The following is an 18,655-nucleotide window of genomic DNA, read 5'->3' as shown; positions in this document are numbered from 1 at the left end:
AGCGGAGGAAAAGCCTGCCATCCGCAAACCACCACCGTCAGTAGCCGTTACATCTCAATCAAGGTCATGTGACACCCACTTTTCTACCAAAACTCAAAAACATAAAATCAAGAGGTTTTGTAATGAAATCGACTCCGTCCGAGCGGGTTGAACAGCCCGCGCTGCAGCGCACGCTCAGCAATCGTCACATTCAGTTAATGGCCATGGGAGGTGCTATCGGGACAGGCCTGTTCATGGGTTCCGGGAAGATCATCGCCCTCTCCGGCACGTCGATCATCCTCATCTATATGATCATCGGACTGTTCGTCTACTTCGTCATGCGTGCCATGGGCGAAATGTTACTTTCCAACTTGAACTTCAAAACCTTCGCTGATTTTGCCGGTGCCTATCTTGGCCCACGCGCAGCATTCTTTCTCGGCTGGTCATATTGGCTAAGCTGGAGCGTTGCAGTGATAGGTGATGCAGTCGTGGTGGGTGGTTTTTTTCAGTATTGGTTCCCTGATGTACCCGCATGGATACCGGCCATTGGCATGCTGATAACACTGTTCGCCTTGAACGTGCTGACTGTCAGGCTCTTCGGTGAAGTGGAGTTCTGGTTCGCGATCATCAAAATCATTGCCGTCGTTGCCCTGATTGGCGTGAGCATGGTGCTGATTGCCAGCTCCTTTGTCTCACCCAGTGGCGTCACTGCGTCCCTGAACCACTTGCTGGATAAACAGGGCGCATTCCCCAACGGCTTGTTCGGTTTCTTTGCCGGGTTTCAGATGGCGATTTTCTCGTTTGCGGGCACCGAGCTGATCGGCACCGCAGCCGCCGAAACGCGCTCCCCCGAAAAGACCCTGCCTAAAGCCATCAACTCGATTCCGCTCAGAATCATCTTGTTTTATGTGCTGGCACTGGCCTGCATTATTGCAGTGACTTCCTGGCAACAGGTTTCGCCCAACAAGAGCCCCTTCGTCGAGCTGTTTCTGGTTGCGGGGTTCCCCGCAGCAGCCGGTATCGTCAACTTTGTGGTGCTGACATCCGCCGCCTCATCGGCCAACAGTGGCGTATTTTCATCCAGTCGGATGCTGTTCGGGCTGGCCAATCAGGACAACGCTCCGGGGATTTTCCGGCGTCTGTCGAGCAACAGCGTGCCTCTGCTGAGTTTGGCGTTCACCACCTTGTTGATGCTGCTGGGCGTGTTGTTGCTGTTCATCGTTCCAGAAGTCATGACCGCGTTCACCATCGTCTCTACCGTGTCAGCAATTCTGGTGATTTTCACTTGGTCGACGATCCTCGCGTCGTACATTGCCTATCGCAACACTCGCCCTGACCTGCATGCAAAATCGACCTACAAGATGCCTGGCGGCGCGCCGATGGCCTGGTTCTCTTTGGCGTTTCTGGGCTTTGTTCTTTGTCTGCTGGCATTGAGACCAGATACCCGAATTGCGTTGATGGTCATGCCGGGATGGTTCCTATGGTTGGCAATTGCTTACCAGCTGACCTGTTCCAGAAAACCCAAGCCCGCTGACAGTTCGGCAAATCAATACAAACGCGAAGGATTGGTTTAAGGGCTATGGCTTACCTCTCTCGTACCTCCTGGCGTGGAACTCTAGGGGGTACGAGGGAAACCTTATTGAAGCTACTGATGTGTCGCAGCCGTTCTGTTTTTAGCCTAGCGCCCTTCATGTTGAATTCGATCAAAGGACTTTATATATCTGCGAAACCCCCCGCCTCATCGCCTCCTCAATCGTCCCTTCATTGCGACACATCACCCACCCCTGCCCCACAGCCGCCCGTTCAAACGCCTCGGTACACACAACCTGCTCCTCCAGCTTATGCATCACCGTACTGCTCAACCCGCGCCGTCGTGTCGCTGCCCTCGCCCAGGATATTTGCGCAGTGGTGACAACCCCCACATGCAGATCCGGCACTTGCACCTGTCGATCAAGGTTCAGCGCAAGGATATCTTTAAACGGTATCAATCGACGAAACGCCGCATCGGAGGGGTACCAACGGTCCATCAGGATGATGCTGTCAGGTGGCTGGGCAGCCAGTACGTGCCGGGTAATCCAGCGACGGCTGTCGGCAAAGCGTTCACACACCTCAAGTTCCAGATCCCGGCTGGGATCTCTGGCGAATGTTTTAACCAGAGCCATCGTTTGCGCTCGATAGGGATCGCTCTTGCGCTCGCACAGGCGGACAACCTTTTTGTTGTCGGCCCTCAATGCTGTCGTAACGGCCTCCAACAGCGTGGTTTTGCCGGTGCCCTTGGGCCCATCCAACGAAATAAACAGCGCACGATTCATACGAGCGCTGCGTTATCGTTCAGGTTGTGCAGTTCCATGGGGCCTCTGGTCTGAGCGTTTGGGCGAATTGGCCTCCATTATGGGGAACCCTATTGCCCAATGCGAGGCTGGGCCCTTCCCGCGTCGACCGTAGAGGATCGGTCAGCCATTCAGCATTCCGGGACTTCGGCCTCGTACGTCACCGCCCAGGGCGCGATCAAGCGCTGCGGGGTCTGGCAGGTTTTGCGTTTAAACACGAAGTTTCGGCACTTTTCGGCAAACTGTTGGCGGTTTTGCACCATATCCAACTGCATCTGTACCAGCTCATGTTCGCGGCAACGTTCAACCTGCTGACTATCCAGCGTGGCTTTACGGGTGCGTGCGTACAGATACTTCTCATCGGTCAGCGCGCTTTGGGCCTGTTGAGAGAGCCACAGATCAAAGGCGTGTGGGCAGCGTGGGCCGATGTCCTGAACCATTCCGTGCTGCAAGGCCTGGACGGCACTGACGGGCAGGCATTCTTCGGTGAGCTTGTGCGCGATCTCACTGCCGACGGCCCGTGGCAGGCTGTAGGTCCAGTACTCGGAGCCATAGAGCCCCATGGTTTTGTAATGCGGGTTGAGCACTACACCCTCACGGGCCAATACAATGTCAGCGGCCAGCGCGAGCATCACGCCGCCTGCGCCCGCACTACCGGTCAGGCCGCTGATCACCAGTTGCCTGGCGGTTAGCAGCTCCCGGCACACATCGTCGATGGCTTGAATATTGGCCCAGGCTTCCAGCCCCGGCACTTTGGCGGCCTGGATGACATTGAGGTGTACACCATTGGAAAAGCTCCCGCGCCCGCCCTTGATCAGCAACACTTGGGTGTCTCGCGCCTTGGCCCAGTGCAATGCTGCCACCAGTCGTTGGCATTGTTCGGTGCTCATGGCGCCGTTGTAGAACTCGAATGTCAGTTCGCCGACGTGACCGGCCTCCCGGTAGCGAATCGGTTGATAGGCCAGCGCATTGAAGCTTTGTTGCGCGATCGAGCTGTTCAACACCGGAATGTCAGCCAGTTGTTCAGCCAAGACATGGCGAGCCGGCAGCTTGAAGGTCTCCTCCCCTGGCTGGGCCTTGCGTTTGAGCGAGCCGATCCACAGGCTGTGATCCCCTGCTGCCACCAACACGGCGTCGTCCTGTACCGCGAGGATGTCTCCCGGGGTGCCCTGGCGTGAGTCCAAGTGCGCGTCGTACAGGTAATATTGCCCGCCCAGCAGGCTTGCCAACACCCCGGGTTGGCCGTCGGCGGCGTCGATGCTGCGCTTGATGAAGCTTGCGCAATCGAACCAACTGAAGGTGCGGTCAGCCTGGGTCATGTTCGGCTGCAACCGCCCGATAACGCTAGGTTGCGTGTAGTCGAGGGGCTCCGGGACGAAGCCATTGGCGAATTTTTCCACCACGTCGCGGATGCAGACGATCGCCGCGTCACTCACCGGGCCGTTGTACAGTTCGGATTTGCGTACATCGGCGGGCATGTCGAATTCACAGGTCGACCAGATCGGCCCGGCGTCCATTTCCTCCACGGCCTGCAGGGCCGTGACGCCCCAGCGCCGGACCAGCTGGGTGATGGCCCAGTCCAGTGCGCTGGCGCCACGGTCACCGACGATGCCGGGATGGATGATCACCACCGGGCGCTGCGGGTGGCTCCATAGCTGCTGTGGTACACGGTCCTTCAGGAATGGGCAGATCACCAGGTCGGCGCCTGACGCCTCGACGTGGCGACACACCGTAGTTTCATCGGTGAATACCACAACGCTGGGGTCGTGACCCGCCTGGCGCAAATCCAGCCAGGCCCGCTGGGTCAAACCGTTGAATGCCGAGGATAACAACAGGATCTTCAATGATCGCATGGCTGACTCTTCCTTGAGATTGGGCGACCAGAGGTGCTCCTTGAGCCGTCCCTGGCCTTTGATGGAAGCCCAAGGTTATAGAGCGTGGCAGCAGCGTTACCTGACCAGGATCAAGCTTGTGCCAGCAAATGACGATAGTTTCGAGTTGACAGCGCCCTGCAAACTTCAACAACCTGCCAACTTTCCTGCCCTGCCCCGAGGCTGCCCTTGGACTATTTCAGTGCCCTCACCGCCTTCGTCGAAGCTGCCGAAGGCAATAACTTCTCCCGCGCAGCCGAGCGTTTGGGGATCAAGGCGTCCACGGTTTCACGCTATATAAAGGATCTTGAGCAGGACCTGGGTATCGCGTTGTTCAACCGCTCCACGCGCACCTTGCACCTGACCGAAGGCGGCCAGACCTTCCTGATGCACGCCCGCAGGGTGCTGGATGAACTGGAACACGCCAAGGCGGCGACGTCTGCGTTGAACCAGCAGCCCAGGGGCTTGTTGAAGCTCAACCTGCCGCCGGCATTCGCCCGCCATCACATCCTTCCAGCCTTGAAGGACTTTTGCGCGCGCTACCCGCAAATCAGTGTGGAATTGGTATTGGATAATGCTCAGGTCAACCTGATTCATGCCGGCGTCGATCTAGCCATACGCATTGGCGCGCTGGCCGATTCGACGCTCAAGGCCCGCAAACTCTGCGATGGCCACTACCGCGTGGTGGTCAGCCCGGCTTTTGCCAGGCAGCACCCTGCACCCTCAACCCCTGCCGACCTCGCCGGTTTGCCCGCGGTGTTGGGTACGCTGCCTACGGGCGCTATCAGCTTTGTCTGCGGCGATCATGTATCACCGCTGCTGCACAACGGCTGCATTCGGATAAATGATCTCGACGCACAACTGATCGCCGCTCGCCAGGGGCTGGGCTTTGCCCTTTTGCCGGATTGGTTGGTCGCCCAGAGCATCCAGGCCGGCGAGTTGCTCGTGTGGCTGCCGCAATGGCGAATACGCGATGTCGAGCGCGACTTCGCCGTGCGGTTTGTCTACCCGCCCAAGCGCATCGTGTCATCCAAGGTCAGGTGCTTTATCGACTTTATCGTTGAGCGACTGGGCGAAACGCCTGAGTGGACATGACTCAACTGAAACGAATATCCAGGGAGCGCAGATAGGTTTGCAGCCCTGCGTCCTGAATCGGAATCAGGAACGCCTCGGTGTCCGATTCATTGAAGTGCGCGTGCCAGTACCCCGGCGGCGTGACAAATGCCAGGCCAGGCGACCAGTCCACCCGCTGCGGATTGCGGATCTGCCCGTCCGCGTCCAGCTCGGTGCCCACCAGCGAGTAACACCCCGGCGGGCAATCAATAATGAAGTCCAGCGCAATCGACTGATGCCGGTGAGGTTTCTGTACCGAGCCTGCCGGCAGGATCCCATACATGGCCCACAGCACATGGGTCACGGTGCGCGTCTGGGGGAAATTGCGGTTGCCCAGCAAAATGCTGATGCGGCTGCGGTCTTGCGCACGAGGATCGTCGGCCGCTTCACGCAGCTTGGCGTTAGCCAGTTCTGCGGGGTACAGCGTCGGTGCGAAGCGGTCTGCGCTGCGTGCCACCCCCAGGTAACGCAATAACGGTTCATCGTGCACGTAGTAAAGACGGGCATCCTGGCGGGCGCTGAAGTGTGCTGCCTGCAAGCCAGGCAAGGCCATAAAGCAACCTTTTGACCATTGAATCTCATGTTCGCCCTGAACCACGCTGCCCTCGCCGGCGATCACGTAGAACACCTGGGACGTCGCATTGGGTTGCACGGTCAGCGTGTCGCCACGGTTAAGGCGCATGAAATTCGCGCACAGCCCGGGGCCTGTCGCAGGGCCTTCGCAGCCCAAAGCGTCGCTGAGGTCCAGCGGTACCACGCGTGAAGGGCCACTGTCGTATAACGAGGCGGGAAAGCTGTGGTAGGGAATGCGCGCAATAAGGTTGGCACTGATGGGGTTGGCCGCTTTGCTGTACTCGAAGTACTCGGCGTCCATTTGGTTTATATCCGTCGGCACAGGGTTGAATTCGTTCATCAGGCTCATCTCAGTTTTTGGCTGGAGCCCGCAGCGCTTTTAAACGCTGCGGTGTGTGAATGAACTATAGGCAGTGCGCGCAGGCGGATTAATCCCTGGTACTGCACAGCAGTTATGCGAAATGGGGAGGTGCTTGGCTCCCTGTCGACACCGCTATCAAACCTTGAACCGTGGTATCGCCAACCCCAGACTTTCGCGCAAAGTCGAGCCTTCATACTCTGTGCGGTAAACCCCACGCTCCTGCAACAACGGAATCACCTCCCGGGTGAATCGATCGAACTGCCCGGGGTGGCCGATGTAGATATTGAACCCGTCCACAGCCCGCGCCTGGAGCCAGGCGGCCATTTTCTGCGCCACCGTATCGGCGCTACCCACGAAGGCGCCAGGACGCAGTTGCCGACCAAACTCAATGGCCTGGCGCAAGGTGAAACCCTTCTCCCGCGCCTGATCGGCGATGCGTTTGGCATTGGTGAAAAAACTGCTGCGCGCCGCTTCCAGGCTCTCTTGCGGGAATGGCGCATCCAGGTCGTACTGGCTGAAATCATGCCAGCCGAAATTACGCCCGAACTCCTTGAGCGCCAGTTCAAAACTATGGTCGAGTTGATGGTAGTGCTGCTCGATTTCCCGGGCCTGTGCATCAGTGTCACCCACATAGACTTCCGCACCGGGCATGATCAATAACTGCTCCGGATCGCGCCCTCTTTGTCCCGCCCTGCCCTTGATATCCCGGTAAAACGCCTGGCCCTGCTCGATGCTGGCCGCATGGGTGAAGATCACGTCCGCCGTGGCTGCGCCCAGATCGCGGCCTGGCTCGGAATCTCCGGCCTGAAAGATCACCGGTTGGCCCTGGGGTGAGCGTTGGATATTCAGCGGGCCGACCACGCGAAAATGTTCGCCCTGGTGGTTCAGGCTGTGCAGCTTGCTGGGGTCGAGAAACTGGCCGGTAGCGCGGTCGCGCACGAACGCATCGTCTTCGTAAGAGTTCCACAACCCCTGCACCACTTGGACGTGTTCGGCGGCGCGGCCATAGCGGGTGGCGTAGTCATAATGTTCATCGCGGCTGTAATTGCCTGCGGTGCCAGCATCACCGCTGGTGACCACGTTCCAGCCGGCGCGGCCTTTGCTGATCAAATCCAGGGACGCCAGGCGCCGCGCCACGTTATACGGCGAGTTGTAGGAGGTGGTCAGCGTGCCAACCAGGCCGATATGTCGGGTACTCACCGCCAGCGCCGATAACAGTGTCAGCGGCTCCAGGCGATTGAGGTAATGGGACGGCGAGCCGGGGGTGATAAATTGGCTGTCGACGATAAACATCAAGTCGAACAGCGCCGCCTCGGCCTGGCGCGCAATCTCGATGTACCAGTCGACGTTGACGCTGGCATCGGCCGGCAGTTGCGGGTCGAGCCACAGGTTATGCCGGCCCGGGCCACCGCTGCCCATGGTCAGGGCGCCCAGTTTGAGCTGTCTTTTAGTCATGACGAGACCCCCTTCAGGGCTGGCGGGTGGCGACGGCGGGCTGCAAGGACGCCGCGAAGGACGGGTCAAACAGTTGGGCGGCCGGGTAAGCCTTGATCAGGCCCTGGCTGGCGAAAAAGTCCACGGTCTTTTGCGCTTCCACAGGCACCTGGGCGGTCAGTGGCTCGACGGTGGTGCGCGCCCGAGCAAACCACACACGGGCGATGTCGGCGTTGGCACGGGTGCGCTTGGCCCAGGCATCGGCATAGGCATCGGCGTTGGCCGGGTTTTGGCGAGCCCAGTCACGGGCTTTTTTCAGCCGCTGGAGAAAGTCGCTGATAGGCTCACGCTTGGCCTCTACCACATTGGCGTTGGCGGCAATGAAGCTCTGGGCCGGGATCAACCCCTCGGCGGTCGCCAGCACTCGCGCACCCTGGCGTTCCTGTTGCGTGACATACGGCTCCCAGGTGGCGATGACGTCAACCGCGCCGCCCTCCAACGCATGGGACGCATCCAGCGCGCTGAGGTAGCGCAACTCCAGAGAGTCCCGTGCAACCCCGGCTTTATCCAATGCAGTCAGCAGCAGTTGCTGGCTCCAGGAGCCCTTCCAGATGGCCGCGCGCTTGCCCGCAAGATCGGCCAGGCTGTGGATCGACGAATCCTTTTTCACCAGGATTGCCACGCCCGCAAGATTCTGGCGGCTGACGGCAATCACCTTGATCGGTGCGCCCAATGCGCCCAGGAACAATACCGGCGCATCGCCCAGCAGGCCGATATCCAGGCTGCCGACGTTGAGCGCTTCGGCCACCGGTGACCCGGCGGTGAATTGCTTCCATTCCAGGGTATAGGGCAGATCATCCAGCCCCCCCGCCGCTTCCATCACCGCTTGGGCGTTATAGCTCTGGTCACCCACGACCAGGGTTTGTGCCTGTGCCGTCAGGCTTAGCAAGGTGGCGGCCAACCCGGCCGCCAGTGTTGTCAGGTAACGCACGCTCGTCTCCAGATGCCGTGTTGGGCAGTCAAGTCGATCCGCGCGTGCGGTCTCGGCAATGTTCGTAAGGATCAATACGATGCTGTTCTAAGAGGCGCGTGTAAAATACCTATAACGCATAGCGTAATGCGCAAATAATGCGCGCACCGCATCAGGCTATCGAGGCAGCTCGACCCGCGCCACCAAGCCTGAGCCACGCAGACGGTTGCTTAGCGTCAGTTCGCCGCCCTGCTCGCGCACAATGGCGCGTGCTGCTGAAAGCCCGAGACCCACGCCACCGGTATTACGATTGCGCGAGGTTTCGAGGCGAAAGAATGGATCGAATACGCGCTCAAGGTCAGCCTCGGGAATCCCCGGCCCCTGGTCATGAACCTCAATGCAGATGCGCTGACCGTCCCCACTCAGAGAGATGCCAGGGTGACGCGCATATTTGGCGGCGTTCTCCAGCAGGTTGACGATCACCCGCTTAAGTCCCAGTGGGCGTCCGTGATAGACCAGGTGGGACGGCCCAATGAAATCCACCGCAAAATGCTGGTCGCGATAGTCATCGATGATGGTTTGCAGCAGCTCCGACAGATCGAATGCAGTGCGTTGCTCCAGCACCGTATCGTCGCGAAAGAACGCCAGCGCAGCGTTGATCATCGACTGCATTTCCTCGACATCGCGAATCAGTTTGTGCTGATGGTCCAGATCCTCCATGAACTCGCAACGCAGGCGAATCCGCGTCAAAGGCGCGCGCAAGTCGTGGGAAATCGCCGCGAGCATATGGGTGCGTTCGCCAATGAAATGCTGGATCTGCGCCTGCATGGTGTTGAAGGCGATGATGGCCTGGCGTATTTCGTGGGGGCCTTCGCTGTCGATGGGCGGAGCGCGCAAATCACCACCAAAACGCCTGGCGGCACTGGCGAAACGCTGCAACGGTTGGGCCAATTGCCGGGTCGCGAGCCACGCCACCAACAAGGTCGCGATCAACCCCAGGGTGATGATCACCGCGATGCGCGTGGGTGCGCTCAGCCCCCACGTGCGTTCAGGCGGGACGAATGACAGCCAGCTGCCATCGAGCAACTGCACGAGCGCAACATAGTGCGCTTCGCGGCTGCCACGCGGCCAATCGTTGGGGCTGAACACCTTAATTTGTCGCCCAGTGCCAAACAGTGCTTGTATCCCCGGGACTTCGCCCGTTTGAAGCGCCGTGTTGCCGTCGGGAAGGCCGAAATCCGCGGGCTCGTTACGCCACGCCACATGCAGGCGGGCATCGCTGGCCGCTGCCGCCAGTTGCGGACGCAGCGTTGCAGGCGCGGCTTCGATGACTTTGGTGGTGGCGGCCATCTGCTCCAGCAACCCTGTGCGCTCGATCGGCGGGCGCGCCCAGACCCCGGCAACCTGGACGAACAAAGCATTAAGCGCCAGCGAAGCGAGCATCGCGGCGAGAATGGTCAGGGCGATGCGCCGGTTCAGGGTGTCGCGACGCAACAGGTCGCGGATCATGACCGGGTGACCGGGGCGGTGAACAGATAGCCGCCATTGCGTACCGTGCGGATCAGGTCCGGGCGTTTGCAATCGGGCTCGATCTTGCGCCGCAGCCGGCTGACCTGCACGTCAATGCTGCGGTCGAAGGCGTCGTGGTCCCGGCCGTGGGTCAGGTCGATCAATTGGTCGCGGGTGAGGATGCGCTGAGGATGCTCAAGAAACACCACCAGCAAGTCGAATTCGCCACCGGACAGCGGAATCATCACGCCCTCGGGAGAGCGCAGCTCGCGGCAGGTAATATCCAGATGCCAACCGGAGAACGCGATGATTGGCCGGGAATGCTCACTGGCAGCGCCGACGGGCTGCCCCGCCCGCCGTTGCACCGAACGCAGACGGGCCAGCAATTCGCGGGGGGCAAACGGTTTGGTCAGATAGTCGTCGGCGCCCAGCTCCAGGCCGACGATGCGATCACTGAGCTCGCCCATGGCCGTGAGCATGATGATTGGAATGCCCATCTGCGCCCGGACTTTCTGGCACAGGCTAAGACCGCCTTCACCGGGCAGCATGAGGTCAAGGATAATGGTGTCTGGCCGCTGCCGGGCGATGGCTGCCCACATGGCTTCTCCGTCGGCAGCCACGTCGACTTCATAGGCGTGCTGCACGAAGAACTTCTTCAGCAATGCCCGAATTTCTCCGTCGTCGTCGACGATCAGCAGTCTGCTCACGTTCCCAGGTCCCCTGGCAAAAAAGGAAAACATCTAAAACCATTCCGGCGCCGGGGTCATTTATTTCAATCGAGCAACATTCCTTCGCCACGGACACAACCCGGACATCTTCGGGAAAAACCCGTCGGGCATCCTGCACGCCTTCCATTCAAGGAGACGTTCATGAAGGTTTCTAGCAGCAGGTATACCGAGCAGGCACAGGACACCGGGCGGCCATTGGTGCTGAGCCAGCGCACATCGTCCCCCGCACAGGACAGCCCCATGCTGTTCCAGGAATCCTGCCTGGGCCTGACGGCGGACCAGGACCGCATCGTATTGCGCCGCTACTTCGAACATTACAGCCCCGACGCCGGGCGCTGGGTCGAGTATGCCCACTCCATCCCCATCGCCGAGCTTGTCCATTGGATCATGACCCATGGGCAGTTGCACATCGAATGCTCTCAGGATAATCCGAACGACGCTCCTGGTTCATACAGCGCCGTCGCTCAATAGCACGGCCCCGCTCAAACGTCATAATCCCCTGCCCGTCTGCGTGGTAATCTCCCGGCACCACGAATAGACATTGATCGTCACTTGACGATGACCAAAGCCAGGAAAGAACATGCCCAAGATTTCTCACTCAGCGCTACGCCGTAACTTCCGTGACCTGCTGGCAACGCCCATCTGCGTTGAAACCGCCTCCGTATTCGACCCCATGTCTGCCCGCATCGCAGCCGACCTGGGTTTTGAAGTCGGAATCCTGGGCGGTTCAGTCGCCTCCCTGCAGGTGCTGGCGGCCCCCGATTTTGCGTTGATTACCCTGAGTGAGTTCGTTGAGCAAGCCACCCGCATTGGCCGCGTCGCCCAGTTACCCTTCATTGCCGACGCCGACCACGGCTACGGTAATGCGCTGAACGTGATGCGTACCGTCGAAGAACTGGAACGCGCCGGTGTCGCCGCGCTGACCATTGAAGACACCCTGCTGCCGGCGCAATTCGGGCGCAAGTCCACCGATCTGATTTCGGTAGAAGAAGGCATCGGCAAGGTCAAGGCAGCCATTGAGGCGCGCGTCGACCCCGAATTGTCGATCATTGCCCGCACCAACGCCGGCGTGTTGCCCACCGCCGATGTTATCGCCCGCACCAAAGCCTACGAAAAGGCCGGCGCCGATGGCATCTGCATGGTCGGCGTCAAAGATTTCGAGCACCTGGAGCAAATCGCCGAGAACCTCAGCGTGCCGTTGATGCTGGTGACCTACGGCAACCCGCAACTGCATGACAGCGAGCGCCTGGCCAGCCTGGGCGTGCGCATCGTCGTAGCCGGGCATGGCGCCTACTTCGCCGCGATCAAGGCCACCTACGACAGCCTGCGTGCGCAACGCCAGCTTACCCATAGCACGTCCAATCTCAGCGCCACGGAGCTGACCCACACCTACACGTTGCCGGAGAGCTATGTGGCGTGGGCTGAAGAGTTCATGGACGTTAAAGAGTAATTGCCCTGCCGGTGCTGATTCGCCTTGTCAGCATCGGACTCATCCAACCGCCAAGGCTCACCGCGGTAAAAACTGTGATGGCGCAAAACAGTTGTTTTACGTCATCACAATGAATCCCAGGTACTCGCTGATGTTCTGCATTTCGAAGTATTTTTGCTGAGCATTGAGTACAGGGGCAGGACCATGCAGAAACAGCCTTACGTGCTGACCTTTGGCCAATTGATTGGCTACTGGATCACTGCGCTTCATTTTTACCCTGATCGGCACGGGTTTGTTTTGTGTATCGAACTTGAGCCAGGTTACGACTAAAACTACGTTATCCAGCAGCGACACCGTCGCCTGAGCATGGGTGATGAGTCGATCACATCCCAGGGACGCAATGTTCTTTTGAGCGGCAGTAAGCTGCGCAAACGCATCGAAATAGGTCAGTTGCTGGCCCGCGATAGATAGCGATGTTCGCTGACGGACGTTTACGGTCATAGCAGACCATGCTTCAACAACTTCAGCCAAAGTGCCTGGGTGTATAACCGCAGACGTCGACGCTTGGAGCGACGAGGCCAGAGCTTGCATCTCGGTAACCGTTGGTTTGGCGTTTTTGCGCCGCGTGGAGAGTTTGCCCAAGTGGCTTGGGATAAGCGGCGGCGCGATATAGGCCGGTCGCGGGGCTGACACTCCTGGAAACGCAGACGCATGAGACGGGGCTTTTTCGTTCACACAGCGCGGTTTGTGAGAGTTCAGCGCCCTGAAATAGAAGTTGCCCAGAATTGAAATGGCCGCAACGACCTCCTCAAGGCAACAAGGGCAAAAATAAAACAGGTCCTTGGGGGCCGCGTGCGCAAAACTGGCCGACACGTTAGCGTCCATGTCCCAGCACGCTGCCGTCGTCATTAACTTAACTACCATTCCAATATCCCTATCGTTCGTTCACTGACATGCTGGCGCAAGCTTACCTGTTAGAGGGGGCAGCAACTACAGACGCAGGCGCCGTGACCTTCGAGCGGGCAGTGTTTAAACTGTTCGCCAACCTTCGATCCGCACTGCACATGAGACCTACATGGCCAACCACGATCTTTCTTTCACTCCCGACCCAGATGCCGACTCCATCTCCTCCGATGTCATCGGCTTCAACGGCATTCTGGTCTCGACCCAAATCCCGACCCACGCCGACGGCAGCCTGGAGCTGGGCGACATCACCCTGCAAAGCGAATGCACCCTGCAAGCGCTCAAAGTCGCGCTGGAAAAAGCCGGCAGTTCCATGGATCGGGTGATGCACCTGACCATCTACCTCACCGATATGGCCGACCGCGCTGCGTTCAATGAAGTCTACAAGCGCTTTTTCGCCAAGCCATGGCCGGTGCGGGCTGCGGTGGGTGTGGCTGCGTTGGCGGTGGACGGGATGCGTGTTGAAGTAACGGCAATGGCTGCCAAAGCCTGATATCTCAGAGCGCTATGAACAATGTGGGAGGGGGCTTGCTCCCGATAGCGGTGGGTCAGAACAGTTTTAATTACTGACACACCCTCATCGGGAGCAAGCCCCCTCCCACACAGGGCCCTGGGCCCGACAGCCCTGCGGTAGATGCCGGCCGGGCATTTCACGGCTACAATGCGCGCCTCGACCGTGACAAGCCTGACTAAAAAAACTATGTCCTTGCCCAAGCATCACCTTGAATTGCTCAGCCCTGCCCGCGATGTCGCCATTGCGCGCGAGGCCATTCTGCATGGCGCCGACGCCATTTATATCGGCGGGCCGAGCTTCGGCGCTCGCCATAATGCGTGTAACGACGTGAGCGATATCGCGCAGCTGGTGGAATTCGCCCGTCGATACCACGCCCGCGTCTTCACCACCATCAACACCATCTTGCATGACAACGAGCTGGAGCCAGCGCGCAAGCTGATCCACCAGCTGTATGACGCAGGTGTAGACGCGTTGATCGTGCAGGATCTGGGCGTGATGGAGCTGGATATTCCGCCCATCGAGCTACACGCCAGCACCCAGACCGACATCCGCACCCTGGGCCGGGCAAAGTTTCTTGACCAGGCCGGTTTCTCGCAATTGGTATTGGCCCGTGAGCTGAACCTGCAGGAAATCCGCGCGATCGCCGACGAAACCGATGCCGCCATCGAATTCTTTATCCACGGCGCCCTGTGCGTGGCGTTCTCCGGGCAGTGCAATATTTCCCATGCGCAGAATGGCCGCAGTGCCAACCGTGGTGATTGCTCCCAGGCCTGCCGTCTGCCGTACACCTTGAAAGATGACCAGGGCCGCGTCGTGGCCTTTGAAAAGCACCTGCTGTCGATGAAAGACAACAACCAGAGCGCCAACCTGCGCGCGCTGGTCGAAGCGGGTGTGCGTTCGTTCAAGATCGAAGGCCGCTACAAGGACATGGGCTATGTGAAGAACATCACCGCCTACTACCGCCAGCGCCTCGACGAAATCCTCGAAGACCGCCCGGACCTGGCCCGCGCCTCCAGCGGGCGTACCGCGCACTTCTTCGTGCCCGACCCCGAAAAAACCTTCCACCGTGGCAGCACCGACTATTTCGTCACCGATCGCAAGATCGACATCGGCGCGTTCGACACCCCGACCTTCACCGGCCTGCCCGTGGGTGTGGTGGAAAAAGCCGGCAAGCGCGACTTGCAGGTAGTCACCCATGAGCCGCTTTCCAACGGCGATGGTCTGAATGTGCTGGTCAAGCGTGAAGTGGTAGGGTTCCGCGCCAATATCGCCGAGCCTAAAGGCGAGTTCGAAGAAGACGGCGAGAAACGCTATCGCTACCGCGTCGAGCCGAATGAAATGCCGGCCGGCCTGCATCAGTTGCGCCCCAACCATCCTTTGAACCGTAACCTGGACCATAACTGGCAACAGGCACTGCTCAAGACGTCCGCCGAACGCCGTATCGGCCTGGCGTGGGTTGCACGCCTGCGTGAAGAGCAGTTGCACCTCACCGCCACCAGCGAAGAAGGCATCAGCGCCAGTGTCACCCTGCCCGGCCCGTTTGGTGTAGCCAACAAGCCGGAACAGGCACTGGACACCCTGCGCGATCTGCTCGGCCAGCTCGGCACTACGGAGTATCACGCCACCCGCATCGAGCTGGACGCGCCGCAGGCGTTTTTCATCCCCAACTCGCAGCTCAAGGCCATGCGCCGTGAAGTGATCGAAGCCCTGACCGCCGCCCGCATCAAGGCGCACCCTCGGGGCGGACGCAAGGCCAAGACCACCCCGCCGCCGGTGTATCCGGATGCGCATCTGTCATTCCTGGCCAACGTCTATAACCAGAAGGCCCGCGACTTCTACCACCGTCACGGCGTGAAGCTGATCGATGCGGCCTTCGAAGCCCACGAAGAAACCGGCGAAGTGCCAGTGATGATCACCAAGCATTGCCTGCGTTTCTCGTTCAACCTGTGCCCCAAACAGGCCAAGGGCGTCACCGGCGTGAAGACCAAGGTCGCGCCGATGCAGTTGATCCACGGCGACGAAGTGCTGACCTTGAAGTTCGATTGCAAGCCGTGCGAGATGCATGTGGTGGGCAAGATCAAGGGGCATATTCTTGGGTTGCCGCAGCCGGGCAGTGCTGTAGAGCATTTCAATCCGGAAAACCTCATCTATCAGGGCACGCACTGACCTGACGGGCGCGGGGCCACCACCAGCCCCGCTGCAACCCGGCAGCGGCCAGCAGAATCGCCGCCACACCCAGCCATTGCAGCCACCCCAGGCGATGCCCGAACGCAATCCAGTCGACCAGGATCGCCGCAATCGGATAGATGAACGACAACGCGCCGGTCATCGCTGTGGGCAGCTTCTGAATAGCCCCGTACAGCAACACATACATCAAACCGGTATGCACCACGCCCAATGTCGCCAGTGCCGCCCAGGCAGTGGTCGACCCGGGCAAGCTGTGCCAGGGCACCAGCGGCGCCAGCAGCACGGCGCCGGTGGTCACCTGGATCAACGCCATCAAATGCGGCGGTACGTCCTTCAGGCGTTTGATGATCAGCGCCGCCACCGCGTACAAAAATGCCGCGCCCAAGGCCAAGGCAATGCCAGCAAGATAGTTCCCGCCACCCGATTGCTCACCATGGGCGGTCACGATCGCCAACATGCCCAGGAACGCCACACTCAGCCACGCCATTTTTTGCACGGTGATCTTCTCACCGAGAAACACCGCTGCCAGCATCACCAGTATGAACGGCTGCACGTTGTACACCGCCGTGCTGATCGCGATGGACGCACGGGAATAGGACTCGAACAGCAACAGCCAGTTACCGACGATCGCCACGCCGCTGAGCACTGCCAGCCCGAGCTTGGCCCAGTTGAGTAACTCCAGGCGCAAATACCCCAGCAACGCGCACACCAGCATCAGTGTCAGCGCGCCAATCACGCAGCGCCAGAACACCACCTCAAGCACCGACACGCCCGACACCAGCACAAACCAGCCAATGGTGCCGGAGATCAGCATGGCAGCGATCATTTCCCAGGTTCCGCGACGGATTGATGTATCCATGATTGAGGCTCCTCAAGTGAGGCTCAATTATGGCAATCTGCTCGACACGGCTACAGCGACTAAAAAAGGCAAAACCCAGGATTCACCTTTTCTTATTAGGCAAAGCTCATGATCGACACTATCGACCAGCAATTGATCGCCGCCTTGATGGACGACTCGCGCCTGTCCCTCAAGACCCTGGCGGGCATCACCGGTTTGTCTTCGCCGAGCGTCAGCGAACGTCTGCGCCGCCTGGAAGAGCGCGGCGTGCTGACCCACTACACCGTCGACATCGACCCCAAGCACTTCGGCTACCTGCTGCAAGCCATCGTGCGCATCCGCCCCCTGCCCGGCAAACTGCAGGAAGTGGAACGCCAGATCCAGGCGATCCCCGAGCTCACAGAATGCGATAAGGTCACGGGCGACGACTGCTTTATCGCACGCCTGCATGTACGCACCATGGAGCACCTCGACACGCTGCTGGACCGGCTGAATACCTATGCCGAGACCAACACCGCTATCGTCAAGAAAACCCCGGTGAAACGGCGTTTGCCGCCGTTGGCTGACTAACAGGGCTGCGTAGCCTGTGGGAGAGTTGGGCAAGTACTCACGCCCAGTGCACGGCCCGCTCACTGGCAAGCTGTTCAACAAACAGCACAATCCGCCGACAGGCTTGCGCCAGACGCTCCTCGCCCAAGGTAAAGGAAAGCCGAACGAAGCCCTGGGCCGGCTCGCCGAAGGCTGCCGCGTCCAGCACCGACACGCCAGCTTCACGAAACAGGCGCCAGGCGAAATCCAGGGACCCCAGGCCCGTATCGCGCACATCCACCAACACAAACATGCCCGCTTGCGGCGCCTGCACGCGGATGCCCGGGCAGGCGCTCAAGGCAGTCACCACCAGGTCGCGTCGGCGTCGGTAAGTCTCAAGCATGCCTTGCGTGACTTCGTCATGGGCCAACACCGCAGCTGTCGCCGCCTCCATCACGAAGCCGGGCAAGCCGTACATCATGCTCAACAGCAGGGTTTCAGCGTGCTGCACCATTTGCGCTGGGGCGATGAGCCAACCGATTCGCCAGCCGGTCATGGCATGGGACTTGGACAAGCTGCCGATCACAATGCAGCGCTGCGCCATGCCCGGCAACGCCGCGAGGCTGTGGTATTGACCGTCGAACACCAGGCTTTCGTAGACCTCATCCACTACCACCCACAGGTCATGTGCGATCGCCAAGTCCGCAATGGCTTGCAGCTCTTGCCGGTTGAGCACCACGCCAGTGGGGTTGTTCGGATTGGAAAAGAATATCGCCCGGGTGCGCGGCGTGATCGCGGCGGCGAGCAATGGTGGATCCAGTCGAAAGCCGGACTGCGCACTGCAGGGCACCCGCACCAGGGTGGCGCCGCTGGCCTTGAGCGTGGCTTCGTAGGTGACGTACATCGGGTCGAGCACCAGCACTTCGTCGCCGGCCTGCAACAGGCATAGCGAGCTGATGAACAGCGCGTTCTGCGCACCGGGCACGATGATGACGTTGTCAGCCGCCAACGGGCGGGCCAGGGTCTGGCGGTAACGGGTCGCGATCGCCTCGCGCAAGGCCGGGCGCCCGGCGATCTCGGTGTAGTGGGAATCTCCCGCGTGCAAGGCATTGACGGCGGCGTCAGTGATAAAGGCCGGCGTGGCGAAATCCGGGTCGCCGACGCTGAGGATGATGACGTCTTCGCCCTGGCCGGCAGCGTCGAACGCAGCGTGGTGGATGTCCCAGGCGGCGACGCCCTGCCCTGCAATTCGCTCAACGAAGGGAGAAAACCTCATGCCAGAGCCTCTGGTGAAAGAATAAAGACGCAAATCCATAAATATGCGCGCG

Annotated in this window: 16 protein-coding genes and 1 pseudogene; 7 read left to right on the top strand and 10 right to left on the bottom strand. The window is 59.9% G+C overall.

Features of this window, described 5'->3' with window-relative positions:
• The first annotated feature begins 122 nt into the window (after nt 1-122).
• Entirely contained in the window at nt 123-1,553 is a 1,431-nt protein-coding gene (locus E4O98_RS17520; RefSeq protein ID WP_223018288.1) for an amino acid permease, read from the top strand.
• 129 nt (nt 1,554-1,682) lie between these two features.
• Here the strand turns inward: E4O98_RS17520 and E4O98_RS17515 are convergent, their stop codons facing one another.
• Nucleotides 1,683-2,291: a dTMP kinase gene (locus E4O98_RS17515; protein ID WP_248135784.1), complete on the bottom strand. Its 609-nt coding sequence runs from the start codon at nt 2,289-2,291 to the stop codon at nt 1,683-1,685.
• A gap of 149 nt (nt 2,292-2,440) precedes the next feature.
• Nucleotides 2,441-4,162, bottom strand: coding sequence for a hydrogenase maturation protein (locus tag E4O98_RS17510; protein ID WP_248135783.1), 1,722 nt, complete (start codon nt 4,160-4,162; stop codon nt 2,441-2,443).
• Between the two features lie 207 nt (nt 4,163-4,369).
• On the opposite strand from E4O98_RS17510, the gene E4O98_RS17505 reads away from it, so the two are divergent.
• Nucleotides 4,370-5,275 (top strand): LysR family transcriptional regulator, encoded by a 906-nt coding sequence (locus E4O98_RS17505; RefSeq protein ID WP_078821380.1) that lies wholly within the window; start codon nt 4,370-4,372, stop codon nt 5,273-5,275.
• 1 nt (nt 5,276) lies between these two features.
• Here E4O98_RS17505 and E4O98_RS17500 read toward each other — a convergent pair whose 3' ends face one another.
• From E4O98_RS17500 to E4O98_RS17480, 5 genes are all read right to left on the bottom strand, one after another.
• A complete protein-coding gene (locus E4O98_RS17500) occupies nt 5,277-6,206 on the bottom strand; it encodes a cupin (protein WP_032875291.1) in 930 nt (309 codons plus the stop codon).
• A gap of 156 nt (nt 6,207-6,362) precedes the next feature.
• A complete protein-coding gene (locus E4O98_RS17495) occupies nt 6,363-7,682 on the bottom strand; it encodes an LLM class flavin-dependent oxidoreductase (protein ID WP_248135782.1) in 1,320 nt (439 codons plus the stop codon).
• A 13-nt stretch (nt 7,683-7,695) separates the two neighbouring features.
• Nucleotides 7,696-8,652 (bottom strand): ABC transporter substrate-binding protein, encoded by a 957-nt coding sequence (locus E4O98_RS17490; RefSeq protein ID WP_248135781.1) that lies wholly within the window; start codon nt 8,650-8,652, stop codon nt 7,696-7,698.
• A 156-nt stretch (nt 8,653-8,808) separates the two neighbouring features.
• On the bottom strand, nt 8,809-10,140 hold the full coding sequence (locus E4O98_RS17485; RefSeq protein ID WP_248135780.1) for an ATP-binding protein: 1,332 nt from the start codon (nt 10,138-10,140) through the stop codon (nt 8,809-8,811).
• Nucleotides 10,137-10,880, bottom strand: coding sequence for a response regulator (locus tag E4O98_RS17480; protein ID WP_248135779.1), 744 nt, complete (start codon nt 10,878-10,880; stop codon nt 10,137-10,139). Before E4O98_RS17480 ends, E4O98_RS17485 begins: the two co-directional genes overlap by 4 nt.
• A gap of 129 nt (nt 10,881-11,009) precedes the next feature.
• Here E4O98_RS17480 and E4O98_RS17475 point away from each other — a divergent pair, with 129 nt between their 5' ends.
• A complete protein-coding gene (locus tag E4O98_RS17475) occupies nt 11,010-11,339 on the top strand; it encodes a hypothetical protein (RefSeq protein WP_032875279.1) in 330 nt (109 codons plus the stop codon).
• 109 nt (nt 11,340-11,448) lie between these two features.
• The gene (locus tag E4O98_RS17470; RefSeq protein WP_103735184.1) at nt 11,449-12,318 is read left to right on the top strand and encodes an oxaloacetate decarboxylase; all 870 of its coding nucleotides are present in this window, start codon (nt 11,449-11,451) and stop codon (nt 12,316-12,318) included.
• Nucleotides 12,319-12,414: 96 nt separating this feature from the next.
• On the opposite strand, the gene E4O98_RS17465 is transcribed toward E4O98_RS17470, so the two are convergent.
• Complete coding sequence (locus E4O98_RS17465; protein WP_143508450.1) at nt 12,415-13,182, bottom strand: hypothetical protein; 768 nt, start codon at nt 13,180-13,182, stop codon at nt 12,415-12,417.
• 190 nt (nt 13,183-13,372) lie between these two features.
• On the opposite strand from E4O98_RS17465, the gene E4O98_RS17460 reads away from it, so the two are divergent.
• Together E4O98_RS17460 and E4O98_RS17455 are read left to right on the top strand one after the other, a co-directional pair.
• Nucleotides 13,373-13,753 carry a RidA family protein gene (locus E4O98_RS17460; RefSeq protein WP_032875277.1) on the top strand — a complete coding sequence of 127 codons (381 nt, stop codon included), beginning with the start codon at nt 13,373-13,375 and terminating at the stop codon, nt 13,751-13,753.
• A 207-nt stretch (nt 13,754-13,960) separates the two neighbouring features.
• Nucleotides 13,961-15,940, top strand: a complete 1,980-nt coding sequence (locus tag E4O98_RS17455; RefSeq protein WP_248135778.1) for a U32 family peptidase — start codon at nt 13,961-13,963, stop codon at nt 15,938-15,940.
• Here E4O98_RS17455 and E4O98_RS17450 read toward each other — a convergent pair.
• Nucleotides 15,918-16,820 carry a DMT family transporter gene (locus E4O98_RS17450; RefSeq protein WP_103735186.1) on the bottom strand — a complete coding sequence of 301 codons (903 nt, stop codon included), beginning with the start codon at nt 16,818-16,820 and terminating at the stop codon, nt 15,918-15,920. The two genes, E4O98_RS17455 and E4O98_RS17450, sit on opposite strands and share 23 nt — an antisense overlap.
• 108 nt (nt 16,821-16,928) lie before the next feature.
• Here E4O98_RS17450 and E4O98_RS17445 point away from each other — a divergent pair, with 108 nt between their 5' ends.
• Entirely contained in the window at nt 16,929-17,369 is a 441-nt protein-coding gene (locus tag E4O98_RS17445) for an Lrp/AsnC family transcriptional regulator (protein WP_248135777.1), read from the top strand.
• Between the two features lie 67 nt (nt 17,370-17,436).
• Here the strand turns inward: E4O98_RS17445 and E4O98_RS17440 are convergent.
• A pseudogene (locus E4O98_RS17440) lies at nt 17,437-18,603 on the bottom strand (aminotransferase class I/II-fold pyridoxal phosphate-dependent enzyme); the annotation flags it as partial.
• Nucleotides 18,604-18,655: the final 52 nt, after the last annotated feature.

It is taken from the genome of Pseudomonas sp. W2Jun17, from assembly GCF_023127795.1.
In the GTDB taxonomy this organism is placed as follows: domain Bacteria; phylum Pseudomonadota; class Gammaproteobacteria; order Pseudomonadales; family Pseudomonadaceae; genus Aquipseudomonas; species Aquipseudomonas synxantha_A.
The sequence above is the reverse complement of the archived record's forward strand: the minus strand, read 5'-3'. Positions and strand labels throughout refer to the sequence as shown.